This is a genomic window from Cobetia sp. 10Alg 146 (assembly GCF_029846385.1).
Taxonomy (GTDB): domain Bacteria; phylum Pseudomonadota; class Gammaproteobacteria; order Pseudomonadales; family Halomonadaceae; genus Cobetia; species Cobetia marina.
The window spans coordinates 520,299-542,017 of sequence record NZ_JARWKT010000002.1 but is presented as its reverse complement, the minus strand read 5'-3'; the positions used below and the strand labels follow the sequence as shown (position 1 = coordinate 542,017).

Here is a 21,719-nt window from a genome sequence, read left to right as displayed (position 1 = left end):
CGTTCAGAGTGATAAGGGAGTCAGCATGGCGGGACGCAAGCAGCAGGGCAGCTGGAGAGGGAACTGGCCGATCAGGTTCCAGATGCGTTGGCGTCATCTGTGCTTCGTGGTGCTGATGATCTGCCTGCTGGGATCCGCCGCTGCTGTCGTCGTTAGCTCCCATCTCTCGCGCGGCCAATACGCGCAACTCCAGAAGCTCGAGGCGGCGCGTGATGATGCGCGTGCTCGCTGGGGGCGTCTGCTGCTTGAGGAAAGTGCCTGGTCCGCCCCTGCGCGTATCGAGAGCATCAGTACCGAGCGTCTCGAGATGCGCGTACCGGATGTCCATGATGTCGAGGTCATTCGCTGATGGCCACACGTCGACCTCCTTCCTCGGACCCCAAGGCCTCTCGCTCCCGCGGCGCACGCACTGCGCCACCCGGCGCGGCCAGTCGCGGCAAGACGGCTGGTTCTGCCGCCGCCGGGGCGCGCAAGAGTGCGCGTGGGCCCATGGGGTCCGCCCGCTATCGCATCATGCTGGGTATCGTGTTCGCAGGGCTCCTGGCCCTGGTGGGGCGTATCGGCTATCTGCAGCTCTTCGATCAGCAGTTCCTTCAGGATCAAGGGGATGCGCGCACCCTGCGCGTCGACAGCATCAACGCGCACCGTGGCATGATCACCGATCGCAGTGGCGAGCCGCTGGCCATCTCGACGCCGGTCATCACGCTGTGGGCGGACCCGCGTCTGGTGCCGGATGATCCGGTGCGCCTGTCACTGCTGGCACGCGCGCTCGGCCAGCAGCCTGACGACCTGATCCGCCGTGTGCGCCAATATCGTGATGCCGGCAAGGGCTTCATGTACATCAAGCGTCAGATGACCCCTCCTCAGGCACAACCCGCCATCGACCTGGATGTTCCGGGTGTCCACCACAAGCAGGAATACAAGCGTTACTACCCCTCGGGCGAGGTCTCCGCGCAGCTGGTCGGCGTGACCAATGTCGATGACAAGGGCCAGGAGGGGCTTGAGCTTGCCTACAATTCCTACCTCTCCGGTACGCCGGGCAAGCGTCGCGTGCTCAAGGACCGCAAGGGGCGCCTGGTGCGTGACCTGCACCTGATCAGCGAAGCCAAGCCTGGTGGTGATTTGACCCTCTCCATCGACCTGCGTCTTCAGTACATGGCCTACCGTGAGCTGAAGGCCGCCGTGGCCGAGCACCGTGCCGACGGTGGCACCCTGGTGATGATGGACGCTCGCACGGGGGAAGTGCTGGCGATGGTCAATCAGAAGTCCTACAACCCCAACAATCGTGCGGGGCTTGACCCTGCCGGTCTGCGCAACCGTGCGATCACCGATGCCTTCGAGCCGGGCTCGGTCATGAAGCCTCTGGCGATGAGTGCAGGTCTGGCCTCCGGCAAGTATCAGCCGGACTCGGTGATCGACACCACGCCGGGTTACATGCGGGTCGACCGCTTCACGATTCGCGATTTCCGCAATTACGGCAAGCTCGACATGGCCGGCATTCTCTATCACTCCTCCAACATCGGCATGAGCCGCATGGCGCTGAGCCTCGAGGATGACGCGGTATGGAATCGCTATTATGAGCTGGGTCTGGGGCAGGCGCCGGGTACCGGCTTCCCAGGCGAGACGACGGGCGTTCTGCCGGCCCCGACCAACTGGTCGCGCAGCAAGCGGGCCTCCATGTCCTACGGGTACGGGATCAGTGTCTCGGCCTTGCAGCTGGCCAGCGCCTATACCGCGCTGGCCAATGATGGTCGCCGGCTGGCGCCGTCGCTGCTCAAGGTGAATACCCCGCCGGTGGGGGATCAGATCATCTCGCCCGAGAATTCCCATGCCCTGCTCGGGATGATGGAGAAGATCGTCCAGCCCAATGGACCCGCCAAGCGTGCCGTGGTCGAGGGCTACCGTATCGCGGGCAAGACGGGTACGGTGCGTAAGGTGACCTCCGGTGGCTATCAGAAGACGGCCTATCGCTCCTTGTTCGCCGGCATTGCGCCGGTGTCCGACCCGCGCATCGTGACCGTGGTGATGATCGAGAATCCCAAGGGCGAGGAATACTACGGGGGCCTAGTCGCGGCGCCGGTGTTCGGTCGCGTGGTCGGCAAGGCGCTGCGTCTTCTGGATGTGCCACCTGACAGCGCCGTCGGCGAGTGAGCGGTGACATCTGCCGCCATGCATGCCGGAGACGGCGCGTGACATCCATTTCTTTCGTGTAGCGAATACGTCCCAGCTTCAGCAACAAGGAAGGTCTTCCAGCATGACTTCATCGCAAGATCTGGCCGAGCAGGCCTCGGCAGAGCCGCTGGGCGAATTTCTGGCACGGCCACTGGCGACAGCCAGCGAGCTGCTTGGCGCGCTCATGGCGCTGTGGCCCGGCGTGTTCAGCGATAGTCGCCTGACCGCACTCGTGATGGCGCAAGACGACTGGCATCTGACGATCGACAGTCGCCACGTGACGCCGGGGTCGCTGTTCATCGCGGTACCCGGTATCGGCAGCGATGGTCGCGATTACATTGCCTCCGCCCTCGAGAAGGGCGCGGCGCTGGTAGTGGCACAGCAGTCTTCCGAGGGGGAAGCCCCGCCTGAGTCTCACGCAGACGAGCGTGTCGTCTGGCTCGAGGGGCTCGGCGCGCAGCTCGGCGAGCTGGGACGACAGGCCTTTGGCGTGCCGGAGTCACTGACGCTGGTCGGCGTGACCGGCACCAACGGCAAGTCCTCCGTGACCCATTACATTGCCGAGTTTGCCGAAGCGCTCGGCATCCCCTCCGGCATGATCGGCACGCTGGGGATCGGCTGCCCTGGCGCGCTGGTCGCCGGTGAGCGCACCACGCCGGATGCACTCGCCGTCCAGGCGGCGCTCAAGGGCCTGAGCATGGCCGGTGCGGAACTGGTCGCGATGGAAGTCTCTTCCCATGCGCTGGACCAGGACCGTGTCAACGGCTGCCGCTTCACGGTGGCGGGCTATACCAATCTGTCGCGTGATCATCTGGATTACCACGGCAGCATGGCGGCATATGCCGCGGCCAAGGCCAAGCTCTTCAAGCGACCGGAGCTCAAGCTTGCGGTGCTCAATGCCGATGATGCGCTGGCGCGTCTGATGCTGGCCGGCATGCAGCGCGGTGTGCGCGTGTTGGCGATGGGGCGTGACGAGGTGGCCACCCTGCGCGTGCTGGACGTCTTCCCCGAGCCGCTGGGGCAGGTAGCCGTGATCGCGACGCCTGACGGTGAGCGTGAGCTCGGCCTCAACCTGATGGGGCGCTTCAACCTCGACAATGCCTTGCTGGCGATGCTGATCCTGCATGGTCTCGGCCATTCGCTGGCGGACCTGTTCGCGGCGGCACCGCGTCTGACGCCGGTGCCGGGACGCATGCAGCGCCTGACCCGCGAGGGCGCGCCCGTGGTGGTGGTGGACTATGCCCACACCCCGGAGGCGGTCGAGACCGCGCTGACGGCACTGCGTGCCCATCTGCCGGCGCGTGATGATGCGCGCCTGTGGTGCGTGCTCGGCTGTGGCGGTGATCGCGATACCGGCAAGCGCCCGCTGATGGCGACGGCCGCCGAGCAGGGCGCCGATCGCGTCGTCATTACTGATGACAATCCGCGCAGTGAAGAGGCCGCTGTCATTCGTCAGCAGATGATGGATGGCATCCAGGCCCGGGAGCGCGCCCGGGAAATCGCCGGGCGCGCCGAGGCCATTGCCCAGGTCATCCGTGATGCAGGCGAACATGACGTGATTCTCATCGCCGGCAAGGGCCACGAGGATTACCAGGAAGTGGCGGGCGAGCGTCTGCCGTTCTCGGATGTCGCACATGCGGTGGCGGCGCTCGAGCGTCGCGCGCTCTCCACTCAGGAAGGTCTGGAGAGCGACGCATGAGTGCGTCAGTGCAGTCTCCTGGGCTGGAGTGCTTCGATGAGGTGGCTCAGCTGCTCTCGGCTCGGCTGCCTTCGGCGCTGGTCGGCCGGTCATTGGGGGCCATCGAGACGGATACCCGCAAGCTGTCCAGCCAGCGGTCGCCGCTTTTCGTGGCGCTGAAGGGCGAGCGTTTCGATGCCCATGACTTCCTGGCTCAGGCTCGTGACAATGGCGCGATCGCGGCGCTGGTCGAGCATCCGGTGGATGACCCGTTGCCGCAGATCGTGGTGCCTGACACGCGGCTCGCCTTCGGTCTGCTGGCGGCGGCACGTCGGCGAGCCTGGGGGCGGCCGTTGATCGCCGTGACCGGCAACAGCGGCAAGACCAGCGTCAAGGGACTGGTGCATGCCATCCTGGTGCGTGATGCCGCGCGCTTCGACGCCGAGAGCCTTGCCACACAGGGCAACCTCAACAATGACTATGGTCTGCCGATGACGCTGCTGCGCCTGAACGATGCGCATCAGCATGGCGTCGTCGAGCTGGGCGCCAATCATCTCGGTGAGATCGCCTGGACCACCGCGCTGGCACGGCCACAGGTGGCGGTCATCACCAATGTCACCGGTGCTCACGTCGGGGAATTCGGTGGCATGGGGCAGATAGCCCAGGCCAAGGGCGAGATTCTTGCCGGACTCAGTCCGCTGGGGGGGCGCCGTCCGGTGGCGGTACTCAATCGTGATGATGTCTATTTCACGCTCTGGCAGGCGCTGGCAGTGACGGGGCAGGCAGTGGATATCATCGACTTCAGCGTCGCGGACCTGGCGGAGAGTTCGGCACGCCTGCAGGCACGCAAGCTAGGCGCGGATGAGCTCGGGCGTTATGCTTTCGAACTGACGTTTGACGGCCACTCGCTGGGGCGGGTCCAGCTTGCCCTGCTGGGACGGCACAATGTCGCCAATGCGTTGGCGGCAGCCGCTGCCTGTCTGGCGCTGGGCGTGGACAGCCAGCTGGTCATCGAGGGACTCGAGAGCGCCGAGAGCGTTCCGGGTCGCCTGGGGGTCGTGGAAGGGCACAATGGGGCTCGTCTGCTCGATGACAGCTACAACGCCAACCCCGGGGCCATGCTGGCCGCGCTGGAGCTGTTGGCGAGTCTTCCTGCTCCGCGCTGGTGCCTGATGGGCGCCATGGGCGAGCTGGGCGAGGACGCCGAGCGGCTGCACGCCGAGGTGGGCGCCTACGCCCGCAAGCTCGGTATCGATTTCGTTGCCACCTGTGGTGAAAAGGCCAGAGCGACTGCCGAGGCCTTCGGCGCAGGTGGCATGCATTTCAAGGAGCGGGCGGAGCTTGAAGCTTACGCCCGTACCCATCTACCCACCGGGGCCAGTGTTCTGGTCAAGGGGTCTCGTAGCGCAGGCATGGAACATGTCGTTGCCGCGCTCAAGGTCGACGCATCAAGGTGAATGTGAGTCATGCTGCTGCTGCTTGCTGAGTTTCTGGCCCAATTCAATGGCGCCTTTACGGTTTTCAATTATCTGACCCTGCGTGTGGTGCTGGCCACGCTGACGGCCTTGTTGCTGTGCCTGTGGCTCGGCCCCTGGGTCATCCGCAAGCTGGTGGATGGCCAGATCGGCCAGGCCGTGCGTGATGATGGCCCTCAGTCCCACCTGTCCAAGGCCGGTACGCCGACCATGGGCGGCGTGATGATCCTGCTGTCGATGGCCGTCTCGACCCTGCTGTGGGGCGACCTGACCAATCTGTACGTCTGGGTGGTGCTGGCGGTCACATTGGGCTTCGGTGCGGTTGGCTGGGTGGATGACTACCGCAAGGTGGTGGAGAAGAACCCCCGTGGCCTGCCGGCGCGCTGGAAGTATTTCTGGCAGTCGGTGGTGGGCATCGGGGCGGCCGTGGTGCTGTACCTGACGGCTTCCACGCCTGCCGAGACAGCACTGCTGGTGCCGTTCTTCAAGGATGTCGTCGTCCCGCTGGGCATGTTCTACATGGTGCTGACCTATTTCGTGATCGTCGGCAGCTCCAATGCCGTCAATCTGACCGATGGCCTCGATGGGCTGGCGATCATGCCGACCGTGCTGGTGGCCATGGGGCTTGCGATCTTCGCCTACGCCTCGGGCAACCTGAAGTTCGCGGAGTATCTGCACATTCCGTTCATCGCCGGTTCCGGCGAGCTGGCGGTGTTCTGTGCCACCATCGCGGGCGCCGGCCTGGGCTTTCTGTGGTTCAACACCTATCCCGCCCAGGTCTTCATGGGCGATGTGGGCGCCTTGGCTCTCGGTGCGGCACTGGGCGTGGTCGCGGTCATCGTGCGTCAGGAAATCGTGCTGTTCATCATGGGGGGCGTCTTCGTGATGGAGACCGTCTCGGTCATCCTGCAGGTCGGCTCCTACAAGCTGACCGGACGACGCATCTTCCGCATGGCGCCGCTGCATCACCACTTCGAACTCAAGGGCTGGCCGGAGCCGCGCGTCATCGTGCGCTTCTGGATCATCACCGTCGTGCTGGTGCTGCTTGGCCTGGCCACACTCAAGGTTCGCTGAGGACGCTTTCGCGATGACCCTCTCTGTCACCTCCCACGCACCGGCCCCGCCGGTGCCTGCCGAAGGACCGACCCTGGTGGTCGGTCTTGGTGTCTCCGGACAGGCGATCGCTCGCCATCTGAGTGATCGTGGCATCGATTTTGCCGTCGCCGATACCCGCAGTGCACCGCCGGGGCTCGAGAATCTGCGCGAGCATGCACCGCAGGCCGAGGTCCATCTCGGGCCGCTGGAAGCGCTGGATCTGTCACGCTTTGGTGAGGTGGTGCTCAGTCCGGGCATCGACCCGCGTCAGGCCGTATTTGACCCGGTACGCGAGCGCCTGGTCGGCGAGATCGCGCTGTTCGTGCGGGCACTCGATGAACGCCAGGCCCGGGATGCGCAGGGCAGGCGGCCGACGCTGATCGCCATCACCGGTTCGAACGCCAAGTCCACCGTCACCACGCTGGTGGCGAGGATGGCCGAGCGGGCAGGCCGTGACGTGGCGGTCGGTGGCAATCTGGGCACCGCCGCGCTGACGCTGCTGCGCGAGCAGCCCGATGCCGAACTGTATGTGCTGGAACTGTCTTCCTTTCAGCTCGAGACCACGCCCGAGCTCAAGGCAGATGTCGCCTGCTTCCTGAATCTCTCCGAAGACCATCTCGATCGCCATGACGGCATGCGCGGCTATCAGGCCGCCAAGCGTGCCATCTTCCGCGGGGCGGGCCTGGCGGTCATCAATGCCGACGATGCCTGGTGCTGGCCGGCCGAGGAGGATGCAGTGGCGCGCGCAAGCTTCAGCGTACGCCTGGATGAGGGCGACTCTGGTGATGACAGCGAGGAGTTGAGTGAAGGGGCTGAATGGCGTCTGGCAGAGCAGGACGGCACGCTCATGCTGTGTCACGTGGCATCCGAAGGCCTGCATGGCGTGATGCCTGCCGCGCAGGTGCGTCTGGCCGGGCGTCACAATCAGGCCAACGCGCTGGCGGCGCTGGCGATGGGCACGGCGATCGGTCTCGCGCAGGAGGCCATGGTGGCCGAACTCGAGCACTTCGCGGGGCTGCCGCACCGGGGCGAGCTGATCGCTGACGTGGCAGGCGTGCGCTGGATCAACGATTCCAAAGGCACCAACGTCGGCGCGACGCTGGCGGCGATCGCCGGTCTCGGTCCGACACTCGATGGCAAGCTGATTCTGCTGGCCGGTGGGCAGGGCAAGGGCGCGGACTTCACGCCGTTGGCCGCGCCGCTGGCACGCTTTGCGCGTGAGGCGGTGCTTTTCGGACAGGATGCAGAACGCCTGTCGCTGGCGCTGGAGGATAGCCTTCGCGTCAGCCGGGTCGCGACGCTGGCGGAAGGCATGGCGCATGCTCAGCGAGTCGCTCGGCCGGGAGATTGCGTGCTGCTGTCACCTGCCTGCGCCAGTCTCGATCAGTTCCCCAATTACATGGTGCGCGGCGATGCGTTTCGTGACTGGGTGTCGGAGCATGTGATGGACGCGGGCAACGAGGGCGAAGCGGATGGGTGACAAGGCCAGTCGAGTGCGTCAGGCGATGAGTACCGAGCAGCAGCCAGTGGATGGCTGGCTGGTCTTCGCGGCATTGGCGATTCTGTGTATCGGCTGGGTGATGGTCACCTCGGCTTCCAGCGAGATCTCCAGCGAGCGCTTTGACGGCAACGCCTTCTACTACAGCATGCGTCACGGCATCTTCATTCTGATCGGACTGGTGGCGGCCTATTGCACGCTGCGCATACCGATGTCGGCCTGGCAGCAACGCAGTTTCGCGATGCTGATGCTGGGGTTCGTGTTGCTGGTGGTCGTGCTGGTGGTCGGGCGTGAGATCAACGGCGCCAAGCGCTGGATTCCCTTGCCGGTGATCGGCGGGGTGCAGGCCTCCGAGGTCGCCAAGTTGTGCCTGATGATGTGGCTGGCGGGGTATCTGGATCGGCGTCTCGACAAGGTGCGCGCCAGTGTCGTCAATGGTCTCGTACTGCCCTGCATGCCCTTGATGCTGATGATTCTCTTGCTGGCACTGGAGCCTGACTTCGGGTCCATCGTGGTGATGGGCGGTGCGGTGATGGGCATGCTGCTGCTGGCGGGGGTCGCCTGGTGGGGCTTCATCGTCCTGCTGGCAGCGGCCATCGGCGGCGGTTGGTCGCTGGCGATCGCCGAACCCTATCGCTGGGAGCGCCTGACCACCTATACCGACCCGTGGGCGAACATGTACGACAGCGGCTATCAGCTGACCCAGGCCCTGATCGCCTTCGGGCGAGGACACCTGAGCGGCATGGGGCTGGGCAACAGCGTGCAGAAACTCTTCTATCTGCCCGAAGCGCATACCGATTTCGTGTTCGCGGTACTGGCCGAGGAACTGGGATTGATCGGTGCCACGGCGGTCGTCGGGCTGTTCGCGCTCCTGATCTATCGGGCCTTCAAGATCGCCCGACGTGCCGAGCTTGCCGGCTTGCCGTTCAGCGCCTACCTCGGCTACGGTATCGCCCTCGTGCTGGGGGCCCAGGCCTTCATCAACATCGGGGTCGCCAGTGGATTGCTGCCGACGAAGGGGCTGACGCTGCCGCTGATGAGCTATGGGGGCTCCAGCTTGATCGTCAGCTGCATACAGATCGCCATTCTGATGCGAATCGATACGGAAGTTCGTCTGCTGACGCGCGGCAAGAGTCCCGCGCGGCGCAAGACCGGCAAGTCGCCCGAGACCACGCAAGGAGCCAAGGCATGACGTCATCTTCTTCTGCAGTGCCTGCGGCTGATGCCTCGCGCCCCGAGACCTCTGACGCCCCTGCTGACACGCCCTCTGCCGGCATCGTGCTGATGATGGCAGGAGGGACGGGGGGGCATGTGATACCGGCGTTGTCGCTGGCGCGTGCTCTCGCCAGCCAGGGACATGAAATCCACTGGCTGGGCAGTCCGCGTGGCATCGAGAACCGACTGGTTCCGGAGGCGGGGTATCCGCTGCATCGAGTGGAAGTGGCTGGGCTGCGTGGCAAGGGGCTTGCCGGCTATGCGGCGATCCCGTTTCGCCTGACCCGCGCCGTTCTGCAGGCGCGACGCATCATCCGTGAACTCAAGCCGGTGCTGGTCGTCGGGCTGGGAGGCTTTGCCAGCGGTCCTGGCGGACTGGCGGCACGCCTGGAGGGCATTCCGCTGGTGATCCATGAGCAGAATGCCATCGCCGGACTGACCAACAAGGTGTTGGCCCGGATGGCAACGCGGGTCTACGCCGCCTTTCCCGGCGCCTTCCCTGCCGCCATCGCTGCGCAGGTGGTGGGCAATCCGGTGCGCGACGAGATCGCCGCCGTCGGTCAGACGGCAGACACCAAGGGCGCTTCCCGGGAGCAGGCCATGCGCGCGCGACCGCTTCACCTGCTGGTGATGGGGGGCTCGTTGGGCGCCCAGGCACTCAACGAGCAGCTGGCGCCGGCGCTGGCACTGTTGCCGGCGTCCTCGCGCCCCCTGGTGCGCCATCAGGCCGGGCGTGACAAGCAGGAGGCGACCGTTGCCGCCTATCAGGCCGCCAGTGTCACGGCCGAGGTCAGCGAGTTCATCACCGACATGGCCGAAGCCTATGCCTGGGCGGATCTGGTGGTGTGTCGCTCGGGTGCCTTGACGGTCGCTGAGCTTGCCGCCGCCGGACGACCCGCCATCTTCGTGCCGTTTCCGCATGCCGTGGATGATCACCAGACCGTCAATGCGGCGGTGATGGTCACGGCCGACGCGGCGCGTCTGATTCCCCAGAATACGCTGAATGCCCAGCGTCTCGCCGAGACGCTGGGGGAATTGCTGGATCCCAAGATACTCACTGGCATGGCCGCTCGCGCCCGCGAAAGTGCGGAACTCGACGCGGTAGCGACCATGCTGGCAGGCTGCATGGAGACTCGCCTTGAACGCTAGGAATTCTGATCGTGGTGTCGGCATGCGCCGCATCCGTCGCATCCACTTCGTCGGCATCGGCGGCGTGGGTATGTGTGGTATCGCTGAAGTACTGAGCAACATGGGGTATGAGGTCAGCGGCAGTGACCTCAAGGAGTCCACCGTGACGGCGCACCTGCGGGATTGTGGTGTGCGCGTGGCGATCGGTCATGCGGCTGTCAACGCGGAAGGCAGCGATGTGGTGGTGGTCTCGACGGCAGTGGATACCAGCAACCCGGAAGTGGCCTGGGCGCGTGACCATCGGGTGCCGGTGGTACGTCGTGCCGAGATGCTGGCGGAGCTGATGCGATTCCGTCAGGGGATCGCGATTGCCGGCACGCATGGCAAGACCACCACGACCAGCCTGACGGCCACGCTGCTCGCGGAGGGCGGCATGGACCCGACCTTCGTCATCGGTGGCAAGTTGACCAGCGCCGGCACGAATGCACGCCTGGGGGAAGGGGAATACCTCGTGGCCGAGGCGGATGAGTCCGACGCCTCCTTCCTGCACCTGCAGCCGCTGATCTCGGTGGTCACCAACATCGATGCCGACCACATGGCGACCTATGAGGGTGACTTCAATCGCCTCAAGGACACCTTCATCGAGTTCCTGCACAACCTGCCGTTCTACGGCCTGGCGGTGCTGTGTCTCGATGACGCCAATGTCCGCGAGCTGCTGCCGCGCGTGCAGCGCCAGTTCGTGACCTATGGCTTCAGCGAGGATGCCGATTATCGCATCAGCGACTTCCGCCAGGGCGGCGGTCAGCTGAGCTTCACTGCGCTGCGTCCGGAGGGGCATGCGCCACTGGAGATCACGCTGGCCATGCCGGGTGAGCACAACGCGCTCAACGCTCTGGCGGCCATCGCGATCGCCACCGATGTCGGCGTGAGCGATGACGCGATAGCGCGTGCGCTGGCCAGCTTCGCCGGTGTGGGTCGTCGCTTCCAGGTGCATGGTGAATTCGCGGCACCCAATGGCGAGCAGAGCGTGATGCTGGTCGATGACTATGGCCATCACCCGCGAGAAGTGGAAATGGTGATCCGTGCCGTGCGTGCCGGCTGGCCGGAGCGTCGGTTGGTGATGGCCTACCAGCCTCACCGTTACTCGCGCACCCATGATCTCTACGAGGATTTCGTGCGAGTGCTGTCCGAGGTCGATACCCTGCTGCTGCTGGATGTCTACAGCGCAGGAGAGGCGATGATTCCGGGGGCTGACGGCCGCTCTCTGGCCGGCTCGATCCGTCAGCGTGGGCAGGTGGATCCGCTGTTCGTCGAGCACAAGCGTGCGTTGCCGAGTCTGCTCAACAATGTGCTGCGCCCGGGCGATATTCTGATCACCCAGGGGGCGGGTGATGTCGGTGGCATCGCCCTGTCACTGGCCGGTGCGGATCTCAAGCTTTCCGAGGTGGCGCTATGACCGCGGTGAAGCCGGAAATGGCGACACGCTATGGTCGCGTCGTGGTGCTGTTCGGTGGCGTGAGTGCCGAGCGTGAGGTATCGCTGAAGAGTGGTGCGGCGGTGCTTGCGGCCCTGGAAGGGGCCGGCCTCGATGTGCAGGGGTACGACATGGCCCATGGCCTGGCCGGTCTGGAGGCGCTGCGCGCAGACCGCGTCTTCATCGCCATGCATGGACGTGGTGGCGAGGACGGCACTCTGCAGGGGGCGCTTGAGCTTCTGGGCATCCCCTATACGGGGAGTGGCGTGCTGGCCTCCGCGCTGGGGATGGACAAGCTGCGCACCAAGAAGCTATGGGATGTCGAAGGCTTGCCGACGCCACGCTCCTGTCGGCTGGCGGCGGACACTGACTGGCAGAATGTGCTTGAGACGCTCGGTACGCCGGTAGTGGTCAAGCCGGTGCACGAAGGCTCGACGCTGGGCATCCATATCGTCGAGGAGGCTGGCGCTCTCAAGGCCGCCTGGCAGGATGCCTGTCGTTTCGATGGTGTCGTCATGGCCGAGCAGTTCATCAAGGGGCCGGAATATACGGTCTCGGTGCTGGACGGCGAGGTGTTGCCGGCCATTCGCATCGAAGCGGACAGCGGTTTCTACGATTACGATGCCAAGTACCTGACCGATACCACTCGCTACCTGCTGCCCTGCGGTCTGGAGGCTGCGCGCGAAGCCGAACTGGCGACTCTCTCGCTCAAGGCATTCAACGTGCTGGGCTGCGAGGGCTGGGGGCGTGTCGATGTGATGGAAGATGCGGACGGCGCCTTCTGGCTGCTGGAAGTCAACACCTCGCCGGGCATGACCGATCACAGCCTTGTGCCACAGGCAGCCGCGCATGTGGGGCTGGATTTCACGGCGCTGGTACTGCGGATTCTCGACACGACGCTGACCGAGCGTCATGACGTCGCCGCGTCCGCCTGCCCACAGAGCGAACACTGACCCATGGCGGCGCGTAGCTCTGCAGGTGCACTGTTCGGCCTGGTGCTGGGAGCGGCACTGATGGTGGCGGGTGGCCAGGCATTGTGGACCTGGCTGGACCGCCCCATCGAGCGAGTCACCATCAAGGGTGACTTCGAACACGTGAGCGCCGCCTATCTCCAGCGCCATATCGCGCCGTTGATTCGCGGACAAAGCTGGCTCTCTGTCCCGCTGGGGGAAGTTCGGCGTCGCGCTCTGGCGATCGACTGGCTGAGTGAGGTGAGCATTTCGCGTCGCTGGCCGGATACACTCGAATTCGAGCTGTTCGAGCAGCAGCCGGTGGCCTACTGGAATGACGGTGAGTTGATCAACGTGAGAGGCGAGGCCTTCAAGGCAGCCCCTGTCACCCAGCTGGGAAATCTGCCGAATCTGGCAGGCCCCAAGGGTAGCGGTTCCGAGGTGCTGGCCGAGCTGGACGCGCTGCAAAGCCAGTTGGGCGGTCTGGGGCTCAATGTCTCCCAGTTGCGTCTCGAGCCACGTGGCGCCTGGCGTTTTCAGGTCAATGACAGCGTCTGGGTCATGCTGGGTCGCAATGACAGGGAGGCCCGTCTGGCTCGCTTCATGGCAGCCTGGCAGCGTCAATTGGGTGGTCAGGCGTCGCAGATTCGCTACATTGACCTCCGCTATCCCAACGGCGTAGCCGTGGCGTGGCATGGCGAGACGACAGCACTGGAAGAAAGCAACGGTTGAGGGAGAATCGGCGACACTTCAGAACGAAGGTCTTGAGGCGCTGATATTAGTGAAATGGAGTTATCTCCAGTTTCATTTCGGGACAATCCCGCCTATTCTAGCGGGGATTTGCGCCTCCTGGTATTTTCAGGCTGGTGTGCCGTTAGTGGTGACTTCTATACTATGAAGGCAAATTCATCTTCGGGTTAAACGGAGCGTTAACCTGACTGGGTGGTTTCTGGCATTCTTGCCGCCGCCGATCGCGCTATTTTTTTCATGACGAACCAGAATCAAGGAGCTGGCCCGACCTATGGCAGGACATTCCAAATCACAGGATATGGTGGTCGGGCTGGACATCGGAACCTCCAAGGTGGTCGCGATCGTGGGGCAACCGACCGACGATGGTGGCATCGAAATTGCGGGTATCGGTTCACATCCTTCACGCGGCATGAAGAAGGGTGTCGTCATCAATATCGAGTCGACCGTGCAATCGATCCAGCGCGCGGTGGAGGAAGCTGAATTGATGGCGGGCTGCGATATCCACTCGGTATACGTGGGGATTGCCGGCAGTCATATCAGCTCGATGAACTCCGATGGTGTGGTCGCGATCAAGGATCGTGAAGTGACACCGTCCGATATCGAACGAGTCATCGATTCGGCGCGTGCACGGGCAATCTCCGAGGGGCAGCGGATTCTACATGTGCTGCCGCAGGAATATGCCATCGATCGTCAGGAAGGTATTCGTGAACCGCTCGGGATGTCCGGTGTGCGCCTTGAAGCGCGGGTGCATCTGGTCACGGCGGCGTTGAATGCCGTACAGAATATCGAGAAATGCGTTCGTCGTTGTGGTCTTGAAGTCGACGATATCATTCTCGAACAGCTCGCCTCGAGTCATGCGGTATTGACCGAGGATGAGCGCGAGCTGGGAGTCTGCATGGTGGATATCGGTGGCGGGACGACTGACATCGCGGTGTTCACCGAAGGAGCCATTCGTCATACGGCCGTGATTCCCATCGCGGGAGATCAGGTAACGAATGATATCGCGATGGCACTCCGTACGCCGACCCAGTACGCTGAAGAAATAAAGGTCAAGTATGCCTGTGCTCTGACACAGCTGGCGTCCAGCGACGAGACGATCAAGGTGCCCAGTGTCGGTGATCGACCGGCCCGTGATCTGTCCCGCCAGGCGTTGGCGGAAGTGGTCGAGCCCAGGTATGAGGAACTCTTCACCCTGGTCCGCGATGAGCTGCGTCGCAGTGGTTATGAAGATCTCGTGGCAGCGGGTGTGGTACTGACGGGCGGTACATCACGCATGGAAGGTGTGGTGGAACTGGCGGAGGAGATCTTCCACATGCCGGTTCGCATTGCCTGCCCGCAGAATGTGCGTGGACTGGCAGATGTGGTCCGTAATCCGATTTATTCCACGGGTGTGGGTTTGCTACATTACGGGATGAAACAGGAGCGGCATACGCCATCCTCGACTGCGGTCGCGGTGCGCAGGGAGGAATCTGCCGCACGACGCGTTCACGGCCATGAGCACGACACCTCCACGCTGGAGCGGATCAAGGGCTGGTTCAAGGGAAATTTCTGACAGGGATTACAGAAAGACTGTGATCCAGGAGACAGGGCATATGTTCGAACTGGTAGATAACGCACCCTCCAGCAGCGCGGTCATCAAGGTGATCGGTGTTGGTGGCGGCGGTGGTAACGCCGTCAATCACATGGTCGAGAGCAATATCGAAGGCGTCGAATTCATCTGCGCCAATACCGATGCTCAAGCGCTCAAGCGCGTGGCCGCCAAGACAGTCCTTCAGCTCGGCAGCGAGATCACCAAGGGTCTCGGCGCTGGCGCCAACCCGGAAGTGGGTCGTCAGGCGGCGATGGAAGATCGCGAGCGTATCGTCGAGCTGCTGCAAGGCGCCGACATGGTCTTCATCACCGCAGGCATGGGGGGTGGTACCGGTACCGGGGGCGCTCCTGTCGTGGCACAGGTAGCCAAGGAACTGGGCATCCTGACGGTCGCGGTCGTGACGCGTCCCTTCCCGTTCGAGGGGCCGCGTCGTCAGAAGGCGGCCGAGCAGGGCATGAAGGAGCTGTCCGAGCATGTCGATTCCCTGATCACCATCCCCAACGAGAAGCTGCTCTCGGTCCTCGGCAAGAGCGCCAGCCTGCTGAGTGCCTTCAGTGCGGCCAACGATGTACTGCTGGGCGCTGTCCAGGGCATCGCTGAGCTGATCACCAGCCCGGGCATCATCAACGTCGACTTTGCCGACGTGCGCACCGTCATGTCCGAGATGGGCATGGCCATGATGGGAACCGGTGATGCCGTCGGTGAGAACCGCGCTCGCGAGGCGGCCGAGAAGGCCATTCGCAGCCCGCTGCTTGAGGATATCGATCTTCACGGCGCGCGCGGCATCCTGGTCAACATCACGGCAGGCCCGGACCTCTCCATCGGTGAGTTCAACGATGTCGGTGCCACCGTGCAGGAGTTCGCTTCTCCGGACGCGACCATCGTGGTGGGTACCTCCATCGACATGGACATGAGCGACGAGCTGCGTGTCACCGTCGTGGCGGCGGGTCTCGATGGCCGTGTCGAGAAGCCGGCTGCGCGTGAAACCGCACCGGCCAAGCGCACGGTGGAGAAGCCGGCTGATTATCGCAGCCTTCAGACGCCGACGGTCACCCGTCAGGCCAAGGAAGAGCAGCAGCAGGCCGCAGCCAAGAAGCCAGAACCGCGCAAGAATCGCGACATGGATGACTATCTCGACATTCCGGCCTTCCTGCGCCGTCAGGCGGATTGAGAGGTAAGCGCACGTCGACAGGGTGTCCATGACATCTTCTGGTGACAGCGCGGTCAGATAGAGGCGCTTTGCCTTTCTTCACCCACCCGGGGCGACCCGGGTGGGTGAAGTCGTTCTGGGAGGCGCGAAAAGGCATTGCAGGCGATTCAGATGGATGGCATGACAGGCAGGCTGAAGAGGAAAGGCATGCATCCGCCACGGCGGTTGCCTGCGTAAGAGAGGGAGGATTCTGGCAGTTCTTGCACATCGATTATCGATTGATGTCGCTGAGAGTGAGAACTGTTTTGGGTTTGCGCGTTCATAGTCAACATGGCTCCAGTCAGCGTCTTGAAGGGTTGAATGGTGCCCCCGTGGCAATGTTGAATTTCCCTATCAGCGGTAGGTGACAATTTGTTGAATACCTGCTTTGCTGTTATCATGAACACTGTTTCCAAATTCAGGCTGACTGGCTATCTCCTATGATTCGACAAAAAACGCTTCAGAATACGATCCGCGCAACAGGCGTTGGTCTGCACTCCGGTGACAAGGTCTATCTGACCCTGCGCCCGGCTCCGGTCAACACGGGAATCGTCTTCGTGCGTACCGACCTCGAGCCGCATGCACACATCCGTGCCGATGCCACGGGGGTGCGTGACACCACCATGTGTACTGCCGTTTCCAACGGTCAGGACAAGGTGATGACCGTCGAGCACCTGATGTCCGCCTTCGCCGGTCTCGGGATCGACAACTGCTTCGTCGAGCTCTCCGCGCAGGAAGTGCCGATCATGGACGGCAGCGCCGGTCCGTTCGTCTTCCTTATCCAGTCCGCTGGTATCCAGGAGCAGTCCGCGCTCAAGAAGTTCATCCGCATCAAGCGCGAGATCGAAGTGCGTGATGGCGACAAGGTCGCGACCTTCCTGCCGCACAACGGCTTCAAGGTGTCCTTCACCATCGACTTCGATCACCCGGTGTTCGAGCAGCAGAAGCAGACCACCACGGTCGACTTCTCCACGACCTCCTTCGTCAAGGAAGTGTCTCGCGCTCGTACTTTCGGTTTCATGCGTGATCTTGAATTCCTGCGCTCCCAGAACCTCGCGCTGGGCGGCAGCCTCGACAACGCCATCGTGGTGGATGATTACCGCATCCTCAACGACGAAGGTCTGCGTTATGACGATGAGTTCGTCAAGCACAAGGTGCTGGATGCCATCGGCGACCTGTATCAGCTGGGCCACAGCCTGATCGGGGAATTCCGTGGCTACAAGTCAGGCCACGGCCTGAACAACCTGCTGTGCCGTGCCCTGCTCGAGAATGCAGACAGCTACGAGATCGTGACCTTCGACAATGCCGAAGCGATGCCGATTTCCTACGCCTCACCGGCACTTGCCGTCTGATCACGAGATGGTGACAAGCACTACCTGAAGAAAGTTGACTGTGACCTAGCCCGTCCAGCCTGATGTCAGACTTCGGTCCTTGCCAGCCGAAGCATGGAAACGATCACAAGCGCGCCGCCCTCATGGGCGGCGCGCTTGTTTGTCTTCATGAAATAGCGCCGGCGCGACGGTCGCCCGCAAGAGAGAGGGATGTCGCGCAACCATCAATCGTCGCCAGACGGGGTGTCCTGCAGATCATCAGCATGTGCTGCCAGACGCTCAAGCGAGCGGCGCAGGTGTTCATCCCGGGTGTGGGAGGCACAGTCCAACAGATGCTCCGCTGCCGCAGCAGGGAGATGCCTGGGCTGTTGAGCCGGTACGAAGACAGGACGAACGGGGCGGACCTTGAAGTTGAGGCGCGTGAGTGCGGCAAGCTCGGGGATCTCGCGCAGGACGCTGATCAGCCTGCGCTGCTCATAACGTAGCCAGGTCAGCCAGGAGGCACGATTGGTGATCAGGGTCAGGGTTCCTTCGTGATAGCCCCCGACGAAGACCTGCTCCTGCATGTCCTTGGGCAGGGCCTCACGCAGATGCCACTGGGCCTGCTCCAGCATTCGCGCCTGGCGCATGACGTTGCCAAGCTGGCCCTTGCCGTTCAAGAGGCGCGCCGCGGGCTGGGCGCGGAAACGCTTAGCCTTTATACTCATGGGCTTGCATGCCGGTTCAGTGGTTTCCGGCAATCTATCATGAGCAGGAGTCCGGCAACAGCATGAGCCATGACGACGCCATAGCACGCTCGAGACCGTTGCCGGCTTCCGGTAGCGGCAGCGCGCGTCGCTGGTCGGTGCGCACGGCACCGCGCTGGCTGCTGGCCGGCCTGCTGATCAGCTGTCTGTTCCCCGCTGGCTTGAGCGCCGCGCAGGTCGAGCGCGTCAATCTGACCCTGGCCAGCATCCAATTGCTGGCGCCGGGCGTGATTCGCGCCGAGAGCCGCCGTCAGAGCCTGCGTTCACTGCGCCGACTCATCCGTCCCGGTGCTCAGAGAAGTCCCAATCTTTCGCGTCAACGACGCTTTGTCTCCTGTGCTCGCGTACTGCTGCGCGGATTGGCGAATGCCATGTCCCCGCGCGCACCACCTCTGGTGTCCTGAGAGAATCTGTCCGTCACCTGGCCCTCGGCGCCGGTGATGGTGATGTCGTTTCCTTTTCGCGTGTGCCGTTTGCCAGTTGCCATCTGCGGGATGCTTCTGGCGCGTGAAGCGCACGCGTATATCTCAAGATTCTAGAAGGCGTGCCCACCGGGCACGGACAGGGATAGATGATGCTGGGTAAATTTCTGACCAAGGTAGTGGGCTCCAAGAACGACCGTGAGGTGAAGCGACTGCGCAAGCGGGTCAATGCCGTCAATGCCCTCGAGGAAAGTCTCGAATCACTGTCGGATGAGGCGCTGACGGGCAAGACGGCTGAATTCCGTGAGCGCCTTGCGCAAGGCGAGAACCTCGACAAGCTGTTGCCGGAGGCCTTCGCCACCGTGCGTGAGGCCAGCAAGCGCATCATGGGCATGCGTCACTTCGATACCCAGATGGTAGGCGGCATCGCGCTGCATGAAGGGCGCATCGCCGAGATGAAGACAGGCGAAGGCAAGACGCTGGTGGGGACACTCGCCGTTTACCTGAATGCCCTGGCTGGTGAAGGCGTTCACGTGGTGACGGTCAATGATTACCTGGCCACGCGTGATGCCAACTGGATGCGTCCGCTGTATGAATTCCTCGGGCTGAGCGTGGGCGTCATCTTCTCCGGCCAGAACAACGAGGACAAGCGTGCCGCCTACCAGGCCGACATCACCTACGGCACCAACAATGAATACGGTTTCGATTACCTGCGCGACAACATGGCATTCGCGCTGGAAGACAAGGTCCAGCGCAAGCTGCACTACGCCATCATCGATGAGGTCGACTCCATCCTGATCGATGAGGCGCGCACGCCGCTGATCATTTCCGGTCCGGTGGAGGAGAATACCGACCTCTACAAGATCATCGATCGCATGGCGCGTGAGCTCGTGCAATGCACCGACGAAGAAGACCCGGAGAGTGGCGATTTCACTCTCGATGAGAAGCAGAAGCAGGTCGAGCTGACCGAGCAGGGCCATCAGAAGGTCGAGTCACTGCTGCGTGCCCAGGAATTGCTCGGCGAGGAAGACTCTCTTTACGCCGCCCAGAACCTGAGTCTGCTGCATCATGTGCACTCCGCGCTGCGTGCCCAGAATCTGTTCGTGCGGGACGTCGACTACATCGTCCACAACGGCGAGGTGGTGATCGTCGACGAGCATACCGGCCGCACCATGGTAGGTCGTCGTTGGTCCGAGGGCCTGCATCAGGCCGTCGAGGCCAAGGAAGGCGTGGCGATCCAGAAGGAAAGCCAGACGCTGGCCTCGACCACCTTCCAGAACTACTTCCGTCTCTACGAGAAGCTGGCCGGCATGACCGGTACCGCCGATACCGAGGCCTTCGAATTCCGTCAAATTTACAACCTCGACGTGATGGTGATCCCCACCAACAAGCCCATCGCGCGCAAGGACATGAATGATCTGGTCTATCTGACCGCGGAAGAGAAGTTCAACGCCATCATCGAGGATGCCCGCGAGAAGGTCGCCGAAGGCCGTCCGGTGCTGGTCGGTACGGCGTCAGTCGAGACCTCCGAACTGCTGTCCCAGATGATGAACAAGGCTGGCGTGAAGCATCACGTCCTGAATGCCAAGCAACACGTCAGTGAGGCTGCCATCATCGCCCAGGCGGGTCGTCCGGGCGCGGTGACCATCGCGACCAACATGGCCGGTCGTGGTACCGACATCATGCTGGGCGGCAACTGGGAAGCTGAGCTTGCCGAGCTGGAAGCGCCGACCGAAGAGCAGATCAACGAGATCAAGCATGGCTGGCAGGAGCGTCACGAAGCCGTGCTGGCGGCGGGCGGTCTGCACGTGATCGGCTCCGAGCGTCACGAATCGCGTCGTATCGACAACCAGCTGCGCGGTCGTGCCGGTCGCCAGGGTGACCCGGGCTCCACGCGCTTCTTCCTGTCGCTGGAAGACAGCCTGATGCGCCTGTTCGGCTCCGATCGCGTTCAGCGCCTCATGGGCGCGCTGGGGCTCGAGAAGGGCGAAGCGATCGAGCACAAGATGGTCTCCAATGCCGTCGAGCGCGCGCAGAAGAAGGTCGAGGGTCGCAACTTCGACGTGCGCAAGCAGCTGCTTGAGTACGATGATGTCGCCAACGATCAGCGCAGCGTGATCTACGAGCAGCGCAACGACATTCTGGAAGCCGACGAGATCGCCGAGAACATCGCCGGCATTCGCCGTGAAGTGCTGGACGACGCCATTTCCATGCGCGTGCCGCCGCAGAGCCTGCCGGAGCAGTGGGATCTTCCGGGGCTCGAGAATGACCTCAAGACGGACTTCAACCTCGACCTGCCGCTCGTGCAATGGGCGGAAGAGGATGAGCACTTCCATGAAGAGACTCTGCGCGAACGACTGCAGACGGCACACGAGGAACTCTATGCCGGCAAGGTAGAGGCTGTCGGTCCCGAGCTGATGCGCCGCTTCGAGAAGCAGGTCATGCTGCAGGTGCTCGATACGCGTTGGAAAGAGCATCTGCAGGCGATGGACAACCTGCGGCGCGGTATCCACCTGCGTGGCTACGCTCAGAAGAATCCCAAGCAGGAATACAAGCGCGAGGCGTTCGAACAGTTCCAGTCATTGCTGGTCAACATCAAGGCTGACGTGGTGCGCATTCTGAGTCACGTCCAGGTACGTCGTCAGGAAGAGGTCGACACGCTGGAAGAGGAGCGGCGTGCCAATCTCGAGCGCGAGCAGGCCAGTGCCGAGACGCGTCGCGTGGAAGATGACACCGTCAGCGATGAGAGCGTTCAGGCTGCCGAGGAGATCGTCGAGGCGCAGTACGGCGCGACACCGCAGGCGCAGGGCGACAATGAGCCGATGCGCCGTGATGTCCCCAAGGTTGGCCGCAATGATCCGTGCCCCTGCGGTTCCGGCAAGAAGTACAAGCAGTGCCATGGCAAGCTGAGCTGAGATTTTCAGCGTTGAGCATAGCTTTTCAGTACTGAGTATCGAATGCATCGCGGAGCAGCACCGTCTGTCCCGCGATGCCGTGTAGTGACA

The 21,719-nt window shown here is 63.1% G+C and carries 17 protein-coding genes; 16 read left to right on the top strand and 1 reads right to left on the bottom strand.

Translation table 11 applies throughout. From position 1 onward, the window contains the following. Nucleotides 1-25 precede the first annotated feature (25 nt). The 14 genes from ftsL (at nucleotide 26) to lpxC (ending at nucleotide 17,567) form a co-directional block, all read left to right on the top strand. The gene (ftsL, locus tag QD172_RS05290) at nucleotides 26-349 is read left to right on the top strand and encodes a cell division protein FtsL (protein WP_077371668.1); all 324 of its coding nucleotides are present in this window, start codon (nucleotides 26-28) and stop codon (nucleotides 347-349) included. A 140-nt stretch (nucleotides 350-489) separates the two neighbouring features. After that, nucleotides 490-2,151 carry a penicillin-binding protein 2 gene (locus QD172_RS05285; RefSeq protein ID WP_077371671.1) on the top strand — a complete coding sequence of 554 codons (1,662 nt, stop codon included), beginning with the start codon at nucleotides 490-492 and terminating at the stop codon, nucleotides 2,149-2,151. 103 nt (nucleotides 2,152-2,254) lie between these two features. Further along, a complete protein-coding gene (locus tag QD172_RS05280) occupies nucleotides 2,255-3,871 on the top strand; it encodes a UDP-N-acetylmuramoyl-L-alanyl-D-glutamate--2,6-diaminopimelate ligase (protein ID WP_279855184.1) in 1,617 nt (538 codons plus the stop codon). Then, nucleotides 3,868-5,307: a UDP-N-acetylmuramoyl-tripeptide--D-alanyl-D-alanine ligase gene (murF, locus tag QD172_RS05275; RefSeq protein WP_084209212.1), complete on the top strand. Its 1,440-nt coding sequence runs from the start codon at nucleotides 3,868-3,870 to the stop codon at nucleotides 5,305-5,307. The genes QD172_RS05280 and murF overlap by 4 nt, the downstream gene beginning before the upstream one ends. A 9-nt stretch (nucleotides 5,308-5,316) precedes the next feature. Further along, nucleotides 5,317-6,399 (top strand): phospho-N-acetylmuramoyl-pentapeptide-transferase, encoded by a 1,083-nt coding sequence (gene mraY, locus QD172_RS05270; protein WP_279855183.1) that lies wholly within the window; start codon nucleotides 5,317-5,319, stop codon nucleotides 6,397-6,399. 13 nt (nucleotides 6,400-6,412) lie between these two features. Next, nucleotides 6,413-7,900 (top strand): UDP-N-acetylmuramoyl-L-alanine--D-glutamate ligase, encoded by a 1,488-nt coding sequence (gene murD / locus QD172_RS05265; protein ID WP_279855182.1) that lies wholly within the window; start codon nucleotides 6,413-6,415, stop codon nucleotides 7,898-7,900. Beyond that, nucleotides 7,893-9,110, top strand: a complete 1,218-nt coding sequence (gene ftsW, locus QD172_RS05260) for a putative lipid II flippase FtsW (RefSeq protein WP_077371685.1) — start codon at nucleotides 7,893-7,895, stop codon at nucleotides 9,108-9,110. Before murD ends, ftsW begins: the two co-directional genes overlap by 8 nt. Nucleotides 9,111-9,205: 95 nt before the next feature. After that, nucleotides 9,206-10,282, top strand: coding sequence for an undecaprenyldiphospho-muramoylpentapeptide beta-N-acetylglucosaminyltransferase (murG, locus tag QD172_RS05255; RefSeq protein WP_279855238.1), 1,077 nt, complete (start codon nucleotides 9,206-9,208; stop codon nucleotides 10,280-10,282). Nucleotides 10,283-10,304: 22 nt separating this feature from the next. After that, on the top strand, nucleotides 10,305-11,717 hold the full coding sequence (murC, locus tag QD172_RS05250) for a UDP-N-acetylmuramate--L-alanine ligase (RefSeq protein ID WP_084209210.1): 1,413 nt from the start codon (nucleotides 10,305-10,307) through the stop codon (nucleotides 11,715-11,717). Beyond that, entirely contained in the window at nucleotides 11,714-12,688 is a 975-nt protein-coding gene (locus QD172_RS05245; protein WP_240704185.1) for a D-alanine--D-alanine ligase, read from the top strand. The genes murC and QD172_RS05245 overlap by 4 nt, the downstream gene beginning before the upstream one ends. 3 nt (nucleotides 12,689-12,691) lie before the next feature. Continuing rightward, nucleotides 12,692-13,417 (top strand): cell division protein FtsQ/DivIB, encoded by a 726-nt coding sequence (locus tag QD172_RS05240; protein WP_077371691.1) that lies wholly within the window; start codon nucleotides 12,692-12,694, stop codon nucleotides 13,415-13,417. 289 nt (nucleotides 13,418-13,706) lie between these two features. Next, nucleotides 13,707-14,987 (top strand): cell division protein FtsA, encoded by a 1,281-nt coding sequence (gene ftsA, locus QD172_RS05235; protein WP_077371694.1) that lies wholly within the window; start codon nucleotides 13,707-13,709, stop codon nucleotides 14,985-14,987. Nucleotides 14,988-15,027: 40 nt separating this feature from the next. After that, the gene (gene ftsZ, locus QD172_RS05230) at nucleotides 15,028-16,197 is read left to right on the top strand and encodes a cell division protein FtsZ (RefSeq protein WP_077371697.1); all 1,170 of its coding nucleotides are present in this window, start codon (nucleotides 15,028-15,030) and stop codon (nucleotides 16,195-16,197) included. A 458-nt stretch (nucleotides 16,198-16,655) separates the two neighbouring features. Beyond that, a complete protein-coding gene (lpxC, locus tag QD172_RS05225; protein ID WP_065392615.1) occupies nucleotides 16,656-17,567 on the top strand; it encodes a UDP-3-O-acyl-N-acetylglucosamine deacetylase in 912 nt (303 codons plus the stop codon). Nucleotides 17,568-17,770: 203 nt separating this feature from the next. Here lpxC and QD172_RS05220 read toward each other — a convergent pair whose 3' ends face one another. Beyond that, nucleotides 17,771-18,253, bottom strand: a complete 483-nt coding sequence (locus tag QD172_RS05220) for a DciA family protein (protein ID WP_279855180.1) — start codon at nucleotides 18,251-18,253, stop codon at nucleotides 17,771-17,773. A 62-nt stretch (nucleotides 18,254-18,315) separates the two neighbouring features. Here QD172_RS05220 and QD172_RS05215 point away from each other — a divergent pair, with 62 nt between their 5' ends. Beyond that, nucleotides 18,316-18,696 (top strand): hypothetical protein, encoded by a 381-nt coding sequence (locus QD172_RS05215; protein WP_127736140.1) that lies wholly within the window; start codon nucleotides 18,316-18,318, stop codon nucleotides 18,694-18,696. Between the two features lie 170 nt (nucleotides 18,697-18,866). Beyond that, on the top strand, nucleotides 18,867-21,629 hold the full coding sequence (gene secA / locus QD172_RS05210) for a preprotein translocase subunit SecA (RefSeq protein ID WP_279855179.1): 2,763 nt from the start codon (nucleotides 18,867-18,869) through the stop codon (nucleotides 21,627-21,629). The last annotated feature ends 90 nt before the right edge of the window (nucleotides 21,630-21,719 follow it).